General features: G+C 62.3%; 11 protein-coding genes. 9 read left to right on the plus strand and 2 right to left on the minus strand.

Annotation, left to right across the window (positions count from 1 at the left end; all coding sequences use genetic code 11):
* Positions 1 to 129: 129 nt before the first annotated feature.
* The 8 genes from EN955_RS01070 (at position 130) to EN955_RS01105 (ending at position 10,310) form a co-directional block, all read left to right on the plus strand.
* On the plus strand, positions 130 to 1,197 hold the full coding sequence (locus EN955_RS01070) for a succinylglutamate desuccinylase/aspartoacylase family protein (protein WP_013530437.1): 1,068 nt from the start codon (positions 130 to 132) through the stop codon (positions 1,195 to 1,197).
* Entirely contained in the window at positions 1,187 to 2,125 is a 939-nt protein-coding gene (locus EN955_RS01075) for a threonine/serine dehydratase (protein ID WP_024503982.1), read from the plus strand. The genes EN955_RS01070 and EN955_RS01075 overlap by 11 nt, the downstream gene beginning before the upstream one ends.
* Positions 2,126 to 2,283: 158 nt before the next feature.
* On the plus strand, positions 2,284 to 3,303 hold the full coding sequence (locus EN955_RS01080; RefSeq protein WP_013530435.1) for a sugar ABC transporter substrate-binding protein: 1,020 nt from the start codon (positions 2,284 to 2,286) through the stop codon (positions 3,301 to 3,303).
* Between the two features lie 116 nt (positions 3,304 to 3,419).
* Positions 3,420 to 5,963 carry an ATP-binding cassette domain-containing protein gene (locus EN955_RS01085; RefSeq protein WP_024503983.1) on the plus strand — a complete coding sequence of 848 codons (2,544 nt, stop codon included), beginning with the start codon at positions 3,420 to 3,422 and terminating at the stop codon, positions 5,961 to 5,963.
* An 11-nt stretch (positions 5,964 to 5,974) separates the two neighbouring features.
* Positions 5,975 to 6,892, plus strand: a complete 918-nt coding sequence (locus EN955_RS01090; protein ID WP_024503984.1) for a Gfo/Idh/MocA family oxidoreductase — start codon at positions 5,975 to 5,977, stop codon at positions 6,890 to 6,892.
* A 114-nt stretch (positions 6,893 to 7,006) separates the two neighbouring features.
* Positions 7,007 to 7,981, plus strand: coding sequence for an ABC transporter permease (locus EN955_RS01095; RefSeq protein ID WP_024503985.1), 975 nt, complete (start codon positions 7,007 to 7,009; stop codon positions 7,979 to 7,981).
* A complete protein-coding gene (locus EN955_RS01100) occupies positions 7,978 to 8,784 on the plus strand; it encodes a creatininase family protein (protein ID WP_024503986.1) in 807 nt (268 codons plus the stop codon). Before EN955_RS01095 ends, EN955_RS01100 begins: the two co-directional genes overlap by 4 nt.
* Positions 8,784 to 10,310: an aldehyde dehydrogenase family protein gene (locus EN955_RS01105; RefSeq protein WP_032899351.1), complete on the plus strand. Its 1,527-nt coding sequence runs from the start codon at positions 8,784 to 8,786 to the stop codon at positions 10,308 to 10,310. The genes EN955_RS01100 and EN955_RS01105 overlap by 1 nt, the downstream gene beginning before the upstream one ends.
* A 65-nt stretch (positions 10,311 to 10,375) precedes the next feature.
* On the opposite strand, the gene EN955_RS01110 is transcribed toward EN955_RS01105, so the two are convergent.
* On the minus strand, positions 10,376 to 11,938 hold the full coding sequence (locus EN955_RS01110) for a GMC family oxidoreductase N-terminal domain-containing protein (protein WP_024503988.1): 1,563 nt from the start codon (positions 11,936 to 11,938) through the stop codon (positions 10,376 to 10,378).
* 442 nt (positions 11,939 to 12,380) lie between these two features.
* On the opposite strand from EN955_RS01110, the gene EN955_RS01115 reads away from it, so the two are divergent.
* Positions 12,381 to 12,899, plus strand: coding sequence for a ferritin-like domain-containing protein (locus EN955_RS01115; RefSeq protein ID WP_013530428.1), 519 nt, complete (start codon positions 12,381 to 12,383; stop codon positions 12,897 to 12,899).
* A gap of 144 nt (positions 12,900 to 13,043) precedes the next feature.
* Here EN955_RS01115 and EN955_RS01120 read toward each other — a convergent pair whose 3' ends face one another.
* Complete coding sequence (locus tag EN955_RS01120) at positions 13,044 to 13,241, minus strand: hypothetical protein (RefSeq protein ID WP_013530427.1); 198 nt, start codon at positions 13,239 to 13,241, stop codon at positions 13,044 to 13,046.
* Between the last annotated feature and the right edge of the window lie 296 nt (positions 13,242 to 13,537).

Raw genomic sequence — 13,537 nt, forward strand, 5'->3', positions numbered from 1 at the left:
CGAAGAATCCCCGGTGGTCCACGCACGATAGAGACAAGAAATCGGAATTGCCATTGGTTTTATATCCAAACTTGACACCATATATAAAACTGACATGATGACGGGGACAATGAATTTCGAGGCCGACCAATGACCGTACAGAGACCAGCAAACACTGTCCGCGCGACCATCACGCCGCGGAACAACAGTGTTTACACGTCGGTCGATTTCGATCGCGAGGGCAAGCAGATCGGCTTCTTCCATGTGCCCCAATCGCCGCACGACGATGCCTGGGGCACGGTCCGCGTTCCACTCGCCGTCATCAAGAACGGAGACGGTCCGACGGTCCTGATCGAGGGCGGCAACCATGGCGACGAATATGAGGGGCCGATCGCGCTCGGCGAGCTTCTGCGCGAGATCGATCCACGGGATATAGCCGGTCGCATCATCGCGATTCCGGCCATCAACATTCGGGCCGTCGAGGCCGGCACCCGCACCTCCCCGGTCGACGGGTTGAATTTCAACCGCAGTTTTCCAGGCGATTTCAACGGCACGCTGACAAGCCAGATAGCGGCCTATGTGCATGACATCCTGTTTCCGAAGGCCGACTACTTCCTGGATCTCCACTCCGGCGGTTCGTCCCTGATGATCCTGCCGAGCGCGATCATCGAGCCCTCCCCGACCGCGCAGGGGCATCGCAAGAACATCAAGGCGACGCTCGCCTTCGGGGCGCCGACCGTTGTCATGGTCGACAATCTCGGTGAAACCCGGACCTCGACCGCGTCCGCCAATCACCAGGGGCTGATCGTCATCGGCAGCGAGATGGCCGGCGGCGGCCTTGTCAGTCCGGATGCGTTGGCCATCTGCCGCAGGGGCATCCGCAATGTGCTGAAACATGCAGGCGTCCTGAAGGGCGCGCCTGACATTGCCCCTGGCGCCAACGCACGCGTGCTCAAGGTGCCCGGAAGCGAAGGCTATCTGCTTTCCGAGGAGGACGGTGTTTTCGAACCCTTGAGCCCGCTCGGCAGTGCCGTCAGCAAAGGCGACCTTGCCGGACGCATTCACTTCCTCCACACGCCGTCGCGCGCGCCCATCGATCTCCTTCACCCCATCGACGGCATCGTTTTCGCCAAGCGTCAACCCGGCCGCGTGCGCCCGGGGAATTGCTGTTTCGTGCTGGCCAACGAATATCCGGAGGCACTGACCGATGAGCCATGAAGACATCATGGCGGCTGCCCGGCGCATTGCCCCCTTCATACGGCGCACCCCGGTCGTCAAGCTCGACCATGCCACGGGCGCGAACCTCCAAAATGATGTCTATTTGAAACTCGAATGCCTCCAGGTGAGCGGCTCCTTCAAGATCCGGGGCGCCACGAACCGGGTGAAAACGCTCGAGCCGGGCCGGATCGAAAACGGACTGGTCGCCGCATCCGGCGGCAATCACGGCCTGGCCACCGCCTATGTGGCTGCCCGGGCCGGCGCTCCCGCCACCATCTACCTGCCGAACAATGCAAGCCCGCTGAAGGCGGAAAAGCTGCGCAAATGGGGCGCTGACGTTCGCTTCCAAGGCAAGGTCTGGGATGAAGCGCATGAGGCTGCATCGGCCGAGGCAAAAGCGCGCGGCGCCTTCTACATGCATCCCTTCGCCGATGCGCAGATCGTGTCCGGCCAGGGAACCGTGGCGCTGGAGATGGTCGACCAGATTCCCGATGCCGACATCTATATCGTCGCGATCGGCGGAGGCGGCCTCATCAGTGGCATGTCCGAAGTCCTGAAGCACGTCAAACCCGACGCCAGGATCGTTGGTGTCGAGCCGACCGGTTCACCGACCCTTCACGCGTCCCTGACTGCCGGCCGTGTCGTTCGCTTGCCCGAGATAACGACGAAGGTGGCGACCATGGCCTGCGGCCGCACGGACGAAAGTATCTACGAGATCGTCGCCAAGCACGTCGACGACATCGTCCTTGTCGAGGATGCGGACATGCAGAAAGCCGCTGAAGTGCTCTGGTTCGAATTCGGCATCGCCGCCGACCTCAGCGGCGCGGCATCGCTGGCCGCGTTGATGAGCGGAGCTTTCAAGCCGCCGCGCGGCGCCCGCATCGCCGGGCTTGTCTGCGGCGCCGGTGTCGAAGGCCTGAACGGCTGAGGTCGAGAAAGGCCGGTCCACGCAGGACGCGGCCCGACATGGATACGGCACGAGTGCCGCGGAATACCGCCGGAATGCCTGTCGCTGGGACGGTCGTCGTGCGGGACATGAAAAAGAGGCGAAGAATCGTCCTGTCGCAACAAGAGGAGAACTGAAACATGCGCATTTCCCTGAAAGCATCCATTGCTCTGCTTGCACTCGCCATCGCAACGCCCTCGCTTGCCGCGGAAAAGGTTCTTGGACTTGCGGCAATCGACCTGCAGAACTCCTTCTTCGTCCGCATGAAGGAAGCTGGCGACGTGGCTGCCGCCGACTATGGGGTGAAATCCACCTGGCAGAGCGCCGAGGGTAGCCTGGAAAAACAGGTCAGCATCATCGAGAATTTCATCAATCAGGGCGTCAGCGCGATCCTGATCGATCCGATCGACAAGAACGCGGTCATTCCGGTGATCCAGAAAGCCACCGCCGCCGGCATTCCGGTGATCACCATGGGCAACAAGGTCGAGGCAGGCTCGAACTATTCGACGCTCTATCCGGACTACGACAACATGTCGATGGTTGCCCGCGCGCTCGGCAAGTCGCTTGGCGGCAAGGGCGAAGTCGCCCTGCTCGTCGGTTCGCGTGGCAACTTCGTGTCCGACACGCGCGAAAAAGGCTTTGTCGAAACCCTGAAAAAGGAGTTTCCGGACATCAAGGTCGTCGGCATCGAGCCGACCGGCTGGGACGCAGCCAAGGCAACGAATGCCGCCCAGACATGGCTCACCACCTATCCGGACCTGAAGGCCATCGGCTGCATCTCCGACAGCCTTTGCCTGGCAGCCGATTCCGTTGCCAGTTCGATGGGAACCCAGCTGCTCTACGGCGGCTATGACGGCGACGCCGAGATGAAGCCGCTGATCGACGACGGCAAGATGGTGATGGACGTGCTGACCGGCGCCTATCGTGTCGGCTACTGGAACATCGCCGTTGCCGCTCGCCTGGCCAACGGCGAAAAGCTGCCGCAGGATCTCTACATGCCGACCTATTTCGTGACCTCGGATGCGACGGCGGCGAAGCTCAAGGCGGATGGCCTCACCTTCGAATACATCAACACCGACAAGGAGGCGGTGGAAGCCAAGAACTATACCGAGCAACTCGGTCCCAAGGTTCCGGCGACCGCCATGACCCTGGCAAAGTAACAGCCTAAAGCGGCTCAAGCGCCGGATGACGTATCATCCGGCGTCCCCTTTTCCTGACGATCGCCGTCGCCGCTTCCGTGGTGACCGCGCATGATGCTCGATAAGAGGACCGACCCATGTTCCAGTCCTGGACCTCTCCGTTACTACGGCGCAACGAACCGGTTCTCATCGCGGTGCTGCTGGTCGCCATCGCCGTCTTCGGCTGGATCGATCCGCGCTTTCTGTCGACCGGCAACCTTGTCAGCATCGCGCAGCAGAGTGCGGTCATCGCCCTCATCTCCTTTGCCATGACGGCCGTGATCATCGCGCGCGGCATCGATATTTCCGTCGGCAGCAACCTCGCCTGTTCCGGCATCGCCGCGGGTCTTGCCTATACGGCAACCGGCTCGGCGAGCCTGAGCCTTCTCGCCGCGATCGGTGGCGGTGCCGCGATAGGTCTGCTCAATGGAGCGCTGATCGGCTTTGCCGGCATCTCTCCCTTCATCGCAACGCTCGCCACCATGGCGTTCGCGCGCGGCCTGGCGCTCAGTCTCTCCGGCGCATCCAGCATCGCGGTCGCCGATCCGGTCCTGCTTTTCGCCGGACGCGAGACAATCGGCCTGCTGCCGGTCTCCGTCATCATCGCCGCCATCTGCCTGAGCCTCTGGTGGTTCGTGCTCAATCGAACGGTATACGGGCGTTGGATCTATGCGATCGGCGGCAATGCGGGGGCGGCGCGGGCCTCTCTGGTTCCCGTCGACCTCGTGCGCATCTCCGTCTACCTGATTGCCGGTGCGACAGCCGGGCTCGGCGCGATCCTCACCATCGGCCGCCTTGGTTCGGCACAGCCGCTTGCCGGCACCGGCCTTGAATTTACAGCCATCACAGCCGCGATCATCGGCGGCACGAAACTCTCCGGCGGCCAGGGCTCGATCTGGGGAACGGCGATCGGGGCGCTGCTGCTGGGCGTCATCAACACCGGCCTGTCCTTCCTGCAGGTGCCGCAGATCCTGATCTATTTCGTGACCGCGAGCCTCATTCTGGTGGCCGTTCTCACCAGCCAGCCGGAGAGTGTCGCCGCCTTGTTCAAGACCGGTGGCCGCAAGTCCACCCCGTCGCCCCGCAACACCGCCGCAACATCGGTCGGCAAACACAGCATCGCCTTGCGCGGGCTTGGCAAGTCTTTTCCGGGCGTCAAGGCGCTCGACGGTGTCAGCTTTGCCGTCTCGGCCGGCGAGGTGGTGGGGCTTGCCGGCGAGAACGGGGCCGGGAAATCGACGCTGGTGAAGTGCATTTCCGGTCTGCATCGCCCGGACGAGGGTGAGATCGTCATCGACGGCAACGCCGTCCAGTTCCACTCCCCCAGCGACGCCAAGGGCATCAGCGTCATCCATCAGCATTTCAGCCTTTCGCCGGACCTGACGGTGGCGGAGAATCTCTTCATCGGCCGCGAACCGCACACCCGCCTGGGATTTCTCGACCGGGCTCGGATGCGGCGCGATGCGAAGGCCATCATGGACGAGCTGTCGCTCGATATCGACATTGGCGCGGAGCTGCGAACGCTTTCCGTCGGGCACCGGCAGATGGTGGAAATTGCCCGTGCCGTTCTGTCCGATGCCTGGTTCTTCATCATGGACGAGCCGACCAGCGCGCTCTCCAACCGCGAGCGCGACCAGCTCTACGACCTGATCGACAGGCTGAGAGCTCGCGGCGCCGGCATCCTCTACATCTCGCACAAGATGGAAGAGATCTTCAGCCAGTGCGACCGCGTCGTCGTTCTGCGTGACGGACGCTTCATCGGCGAGCGCCAGACCCGCCAGACCAGCGAGGCCGAGATCGTCTCCATGATGGTCGGGCGCGATGTCGGCGACATCTTCCCCTATCTCGAAGCGCAAGTCGGCGAAACCGCGATCGAGATCAGCAACATTTCCGATGGCAAGCTCTTGAAGTCGGCCACGCTCAGCGTGTGCAGGGGCGAAATCGTCGCGCTCGCCGGCCTGATGGGCAGCGGCCGCTCCGAAGTGCTCAGGCTGATTGCCGGCCTCGAACCCATGCATGGCGGCACGCTCAGAATTTTCGGCGGGCAGCAGACCGGCGGCGACACCAAGGCCGCCAATCGCGCCGGCATCGTCTACATACCGGAAGACCGGCATCTGGAAGGCTTCGTCGGCACGATGTCGATCAGGGATAACCTGTCCCTCGCCTGGATAAGCGACAACAGTCACTTCGGCCTGCTGAGACCTCGCCGCATCCTGGCTCTCGCGCGCGATCTCATCGGCTCACTCGGCGTGCGGCCTGCCCAGCCCGACAAGATGACCATCGAGCTTTCGGGCGGCAATCAGCAGAAGGTCGTCATCGGCAAATGGCTTGCCACCAAGCCGAAGATCATCCTGCTCGACGAGCCGACACGCGGCGTCGACGTCGGCGCGAAGTCCGAACTCCATCACCTGATCGCAAGATTGAAGGCCGAGGGCGCGGCGATCCTCATGGTGTCGAGCGAGTTGCCCGAGGTTCTCGGCGTTGCCGACCGCATCGTCGTCATGCGCGAAGGCCACTCTGTCGGCACGCTGGCGCGTGGGGCGACGGAAGAAGACGTAATGACGCTGGCCTTTGGTGATCGCACGATCACACCACCAGCCTGCTCACCCCGGCCAGCATCCAACCTTGCACCATGCCTGTGAGGAGAAACCCTTTGAGCAAGTTGAAGATCGCCATCGTCGGTGCCGGCTACATGGGCCTCCTGCATGCGCAGGTGGTTGCCGCCAGCCCTGTCGCGGAACTGTCGGCATTCGTTGATCCGAATCCTGCCTCGGGAAGCAAGGCCGCGTCCGATTTCGGTGCCCGGCATTTCACCGATGCCGCCACCGCGCTGGCCGCCAATGCCGCCGACGCCTACATAGTGGCGGCACCCGATACGCTGCATGAAGACGTCTGCCGCACTCTGCTCGATGCCGGCAAGCCGGTGCTGCTCGAAAAACCGATGGCTCATGATCTTTCCGCTGCCAAGGCGATTGCGAAAGCGGCGGAGAGAAACGGCGCGCGTCTGTTGGTCGGCCACATCCTGCGGTTCGACCCGCGCTATTGCGAAGCCGCGGCAGCGGTGAAATCCGGGCGGATCGGCGAGCCGATCCACGGCAGCAGCGGCCGTTTCACCAATCGCGAAGTCGGTCTTCGCATGAACGGAAACTCGAGCGTCTGCTTCTACCTCGGCGTGCACGACGTGGATGCGCTGCAATGGATCTCAGGTTCAGACATCATCGCCGTCTACTCCCGATCGGTCGCCAAGCTCATGCCTTCGCTCGGAGTTCGCTCCGAAGACGCGATCTTCTCCACCGTCGAGCTGTCGAACGGAATGAGCGGACAGCTCTACTTCGGCTGGACGCTGCCACCGACCGTTCCGACCGGCATCTGGGCGCGCACCGAAATCATCGGCACTGAAGGCATGATCGACCTCGACGTGCGCGACCACGGTTACGTATCCTGTCGCATGGACAGTGGTCGCAGCCCGACGCCTTGCACTGGCCGACCGTCAATGGCCGCATCACGGGGGATCTCTTCGAGGAGGTCCACCATTTCATTTCCGCGGTTCGCGACGAAACCCCTTTCGTGATGCCGCTCGACGACGCCCTGCGCGCCGTCGCCGTCAATGATGCAATCCTGCGCAGCGTCAAATCAGGCCTGCGCGAACCGGTCGAAGATTGGCACATCCGATGAGAGAACCCTCATGACCCGCCAACAGAACATTTGGTGCAGGCGCTTTCTCGACCTCTCGCCGTTGATCCTGCTGGTCATCCTGCTGGCGATCTTCGCGCTCATCGACGCCCGCATCGTTTCAACCGCCAGCCTCATCAACATCGTCGCCCAGGCGACCCCGATCGCCATACTGGCGCTTGGCGCCCTGATCGTTCTGCTGACGGCAGGCATCGACCTGTCCGCCGGCGTCGGCGTCGCCTTCTGTGCCGTCTTCATCGCCAGCCTGATCGACGGCGGCGCCAGCCTGCCGCTTGCCTTGCTGGTCGGCTTTGCCGTGATGGTGGTGATCGGCCTCGCGAACGGCGCCGTTATCGCACTGTTGAAGATACCGCCCTTCGTGACGACATTGGCCACAATGGTCGCGCTGCAGGGCGCAACGCTTGCCGTTGCCTCCAAAGGCGTCCTGATGCTGAAGGATCCGACGCTTCGCGCGGTCGGCATCGAACGCAGCTTCGGCATTCCCAATGTCATTTTCGCAACGCTGCTGATCGTCGCCGTAGCAGCAATCCTGATGCGGCACAGCCGTTTCGGGCTGCGTACCTATGCGCTCGGATCGGATGCCGGAGCCGCGGAACTTGCCGGCATCCCGGTGACGAAACACACGATCCTCGTCTATTGCGCCTCCAGTATCTTCGTCTTCCTGACAGCCGTGATCATGATCAGCCGGGTGCCGGTCGTGACGCCCAACATCGGCGGGACCTCGCTGCTTCTGGACGCGATCGCCGCGGCCGTACTTGGCGGCACCAGCATTTTCGGCGGCAGGGGAACGGTGTGGGGCGCGGTCGTCGGCGCTCTGATCGTCAGCCTGCTGACGACGGCGCTTCGGGTGTTCGGCACGGACCCGTCCAGCCTCGAACTCTACAAGGGAGCAATCATCATGGTCGCTCTCCTGGCCGATTCCGGCATGACCTACGCCAAGGCCCGGCTTGTCGAGGCAGCACGATGAACGAGCCAGCTCCGGCCTTGCCGATCCCGCCTGGATCCAGCTTTGCGCTGATGACCTCCCCGGATACGGAAAGACACGCGACAGCCGGCGTGCATAAACCCGTCGTCATTCTACCGCTCGGCGCTGTCGAGCAACATGGCCCGCATCTGCCGCTCGGCGTCGATTGCTGGCTTGCGGAAGCGGTTGCGCTCGCCGCGGCGGAAGGACAGGCCTCCATCCGTGTCGCCGAACCTTTCGCCTATGGCTCGTCCGAGCATCATCGCTCCTTCTCCGGCACCATGAGCCTCAGCCCGCAGATCTTCATCGCCGTTCTCGTCGATCTCTGCACCTGCCTTGCCGAAGACGGCTTCCTGCCGGTCATGCTGAACGGCCATGGCGGAAACCGCGCCGCCATCCAGGTGGCGATCACCACCCTAGGCAAGCGTGGCATCGTCACCGCGGGTTTCTCGTATTTCGATCTCATCGCCGACGTGGCGGCGCAGGCCCTGCCCGATGCCGCCACAGGCACCGGTCACGCTTGCGCGCTTGAAACGTCGTTGATGATGCATGTGCTTGGCGACAGCGTTCGCCGCGATCTCATCCCGCCAGGCGGCACCCCGCCATCCTGGCCGGATCCTCACCTTTACGCCGCGCCGGTCGTCACCGTCTGGCGCCGTTTCGAAGCCATCCGCGACAACGGCGTCATCGGTACGCCGTCGCAGGCGAGCGCGCAGGCCGGCAGCAGACTTTTCATCGCAGCCGTGGAGCGCAGCCGCGCCGCCATTTTGAACATCCAATCCGAATTCGGCCAAAGGAACGCATGATGACAGTCCATTTCAAATCTTCTCTCGAAGGCCCCAACCTGCGTGGCATGGCGATCGTCTCGGAGCCGGAAGCAGCCGCCCGCATCGGCATCAACCGCATCGGCGGCGAGTGGATTGCCGGCAGCTCGGGCAAATTCCTGAAAATCGATAGTCCTTCGACGGGCGAGCATCTCGGCTATCTCTCCCTTTCCACCCGCGCCGATGTCGGTCGCGCGGTGAAAGCCGCCGAAGGCGCACGCGGGACCATGCGCAAGATGGGAACCTTCGCACGCGCTCAATTGTGCATGCGCATCGCCGACGCGATCGACAGTCGCGCCGAAGAGCTTGCCCACCTGCTCTGCCTGGAACAGGGTAAGCCCTTCCACAGCGAGGCAAAGGCCGAAGCATCGGCGGCAGCTCTCGGTTTCCGCAATGCGGCAGAGCAGATGAAGTGGCTGGAGACGGCGGCGTTTCCCCTGGCCGATGCCAACAAGCGCGCCTTCAGCTTCCTGCAGCCGAAGGGCATCTTTGCCATCATCACGCCATGGAATTTCCCGCTCGCCCTGCCCTGCCTCTACTATCTCGGACCGGCCGTCGCAACGGGCAACACCGTTGTCTGGGTGCCGGCGCCGACGACATCGCTGATTGCCACGGCACTTGTCGAATGCTTCATCGAGGCGGGCTTGCCGGACGGCGCCATCAATCTCGTTCTGGGAGATGGTGCGGAGGTGGGCGACGAGGCCGTCGTTCATCCGGGCACCCATGCCATCGGCTTCACCGGCAGTTCCGCCACCGGCGCGACGATCGCCCGGCGTGGCGCGGGCAAGCCGCTTCTGCTCGAAATGGGCGGCAACGGCCCGACCATCGTGCTAGCCGATGCCGATATCGACATGGCCGCCGCCCAGGTGGGGGCCGGCTGCTTTGCCAATGCCGGGCAGATCTGCACGGCCACCGAACGCGTGCTGGTGCATAAATCCATCCATGACCGGTTTATCGAAGGTCTGGTGAAAGCGGCCGCGAAGGTGAAAATGGGCGACCCTTTCGATCCCGCGACGACGATGGGGCCGATCAACAATGCGGTCGCCGTCGACAAGGTGCTCAGCCACATTGCGGACGCCCGCGCTCGTGGCGCCGAGATCGTCACCGGCGGCAATGTGGCGTCGGGTTTTGCCACCAATCTCTATTTCGAGCCGTCGATCGTCACAGGACTGACCCGGGAAAGCCTGCTCAACGTCGAGGAATCCTTCGGGCCGATTGCACCCGTCCTGACCTTCGAGACCGACGAGGAGGCGATGGAACTTGCGGCGTCCAGCCCTTACGGCCTGTCGGCCGCGGTCTTCACCAGCACCATCAAGAACGCCTTTGCCTTTGCTGAAAGCCTGAGGGTCGGCATCGTCAACATCAATGAGATGAGCTGCTATTGGGAACCGCATATTCCTGCCGGCGGCGCCGCCGGGACGCAGAGCGGCCTCGGCCGCACCGGGGGGCGGCACACGCTGATGGAAATGTGCGATTTGAAGACGATTACGGTGGATATCACCCGCTGACATCCAAGGCCCGCGCCTTTAGCGCGGGCCTCCCGTGCGACCGTATGCCGTTCGGCAGCAAGCTGTCAGATGGACCGGCGCAGGTTGTCGGCCATTTTCTCGCCAATCATGATCGAGGTCAGGTTGGTGTTTGCCTGGCAATCGAGCGGCATGATCGACGCATCGATAACCCGCAGCCCTTCAAAACCGTAGACCCGGCATTCCGGATCGACCACGGCCTCGCCGGGCCTCCCCATGCAACAGCCGCCGATCCCATGCTGCGCATCGGAAGACTGCGCCAGCAGGAAATTGTCGACCTCCTCGTCGCTTGCCGTTTCGAGCCATGACAAAGGCAGATCGGAATCCCCCAGCAGGACGCGCTCGGCGATCGCCTGGATCGGCGCCTGCCGGGCAATCTCGCCAAGGTGGCGATAGGCGATACGCATGCGCTGAATATCCATCGGATCGTCCAGCATGTTCTCTTCCACGATCGGCTGGTCGAAGGGATTGGCGGAACGCAACTGCACGGTGCCCCGGCTCTTGGCCTCCATCAGGATCAGATTGACCATGGCCTCGCCGAACTGGGCGCTGTCGGACTCCACGCCGATACCGCCATGGTTCATGGCGACGTAGAGGATGTCGTCGCGCTCGGCACCCGGCACACCGGAACTCATCCGCACACAGCAGTTGGTATGCCGCGCGTCGACATCGGTCGCCTTGAATTCCGGCTTCAGCTTCAGTTCGATGCGGCAATAAGGATGGTCGAAGAAACCTTCGCCGACCGGCAGATCGGCAAGCACCTCGATGTCCTTTCGATTCAAGAGAGCCGCCGGACCGATGCCCGAGCGCTGCAGGATGACTGGAGAGTGGATGGCGCCGGCCGAGACGATGACCAGCGGCGCCTCGAATTTGCGAACCTGACCGGCCACGATGGCCAAAACGCCGATCGCTTTCTTGCCATCGAAAAGCACCTTGTCCACTGTCGCCTGCCCGATGATGGTGAGGTTCGGCCGGTCGCGGGCAGCTTCCAGATAGCCGTCATTGACCGACACGCGCTTGCCGGCTCGACTGTTGATGGGATAGGTGCAAGCCCCTTCGGCATCCGGAGCATTGAGATCGTCATGCCAGGGATGGCCGAGGGCCATCGCGCTTTGGCGCATGGCCTTGTCGACGCTTCCCCAGCTTTCGACAGGCGCGCGGTAGATCGGAATCGGGCCATCGCTGCCGTGAAAATTAGCCGCGATCGGGTCATCCTCCAGCCGGCAGAAGAAGGGCAGCACGTCGGCTCCCGACCAGCCCTTGCATCCGACTTCCTCCCAGCGGTCGAAGGCATGGAGCACGCCGCGAATGGCAATCTGCCCATTGACGGCCGTCGAACCGCCAAGCCCCTTGCCGCGCCAGTAGACCCGATGCTCCTGCCGCTTGGTGCGGCGAGCCATCAGGTCGGGGTACATATATTGTTGCTGAAAATGATCGGGAAGCAGCAGGTTGAAGGGATTTGGACTCGCCATCTCGGCAGGTTGCTCGCCGCTCCGGTAGTCCGGCCCCGCTTCCAGCAAAAGCACGTTCGTGCCCACATCTTCGGTGAGCCGGGCGGCAAGGACAGCCCCGGCTGCGCCGGCTCCGACAACGATGACATCAAAGGGCATGCCGCACTCCCTACATCCGACCAATGCACGGCTCACTCGACCGCGACATCATCTTTGATTTCATTGTGCACGATCATCTGCTGGCATTCAGGCTCGGCGACGGACGCCGGAACCGACTACCTTAGCCGCCGTTGCACGACAGCAAGATCATCATGATTTGTTTTATATGTAAATATGATTTCGTATATGAACTCATCGGAAGTATCTCTTTTCACCATCTACTCCATACGGCGCGACGAACCCCGGTGCTTTCCGTCCCCCCTGCCGGCGGCTCTCACACCGTCATCGTCCATCGCCTTTTGATGTCGATCGGCCCTCGATAAAAGCGGTGTTCGACGCGCTGCCCTTCCACGTCGCCCCCAGGGAACAACTGCTTCCATGGAAAGTTAGTCCATGGCTACACCGCCGGTGAGCTTTCACGACGATCCAAGGGAGACAAATCATGGCGACTGCAAAAAGAGCGACGACCAAGGGACTGGAGGCTCTGTTCCTCGATGGGCTGAAGGACATCTACTACGCTGAAAAGAAGATACTCAAGGCCTTGCCGAAGATGGCAAAGGGCGCCGAATCCGAGGAGGTGGCTGCGGCCTTCGAGAAACATCGCATGGAAACCGAAGGCCAGGTCGATCGGCTCGAGCAAGTGTTCGAACTTATGGACAAACCGGCTCGCGGCAAGACCTGTCCGGCGATCGACGGCATTCTTGAGGAAGGGTCGGAAATTCTCGACGAATACAAGGGCGACCCAGCCCTGGATGCTGGGCTGGTCGGCGCGGCACAGGCCGTCGAACATTATGAAATCGCGCGCTACGGCACGTTGGTCGCGTGGGCTGAACAGCTTGGCAAGAGCGACGTCGTCAAGCTCCTCAACGAGACATTGAAAGAGGAGGTCGCGACGGACGAAGCGCTTTCCGGGCTGGGCGAAGGCGGTGTCAATGAGCGCGCCCTGGAGCAAGCTGCCTGACTGGGCGTCCTGACTGAAGTCGCCCCGGCAAAGTCGCCGGGGCGACTTTCGCGACCCCAACCGCGGCGTCGTCGATAGCACCTCTTTCAGATGCATCAGACCCACCCCGATACTTCGGGGTGGGTCTGCTGAAATCACCCGCGATCAGCGGTTTTTGTGACTTTGTTCGCCAGCTTTCACGTGCTGTTCGTGGGTTCCACCACGCATGCCGGATCCATCGCCCTGCTGCCGTTGACCACCACCAGCGGCCTGCTGTTGCTGACGGTTTTTATTATCGGCATTCTTGTGGCTCTGCTGGCCTGCCTTCACATGCTGTTCGTGGCTACCACCTTGATTGGGCATTCTTCTTCTCCTTCACAATGCACGAGGCGACAACCGCCTCGATTGCCTAAGAAGAGTCAGGCGCGAACGTTCCCTTACGTAACATTTTGTGAAGGATCTTGGTCGGAGAGAACCTGCGACGGATGCCAACCTCGGAGAGCAAACGCAAATTAAGACGGCCGTTCCCGGAAGTCGACAGCAAGGCGCTTGTCTTGCCTTCCCGCCGACAGAGGGCTCCTACCGATTTCAGCAAAAGACAATCGTTTTAATGAGAATTTTTCCGATTTGTAGTCCAGCATTACTCATTTGTAGTCCAG

The sequence above is a fragment of the Mesorhizobium sp. M7A.F.Ca.CA.001.04.2.1 genome, assembly GCF_003998485.1.
Lineage (GTDB): Bacteria > Pseudomonadota > Alphaproteobacteria > Rhizobiales > Rhizobiaceae > Mesorhizobium > Mesorhizobium ciceri.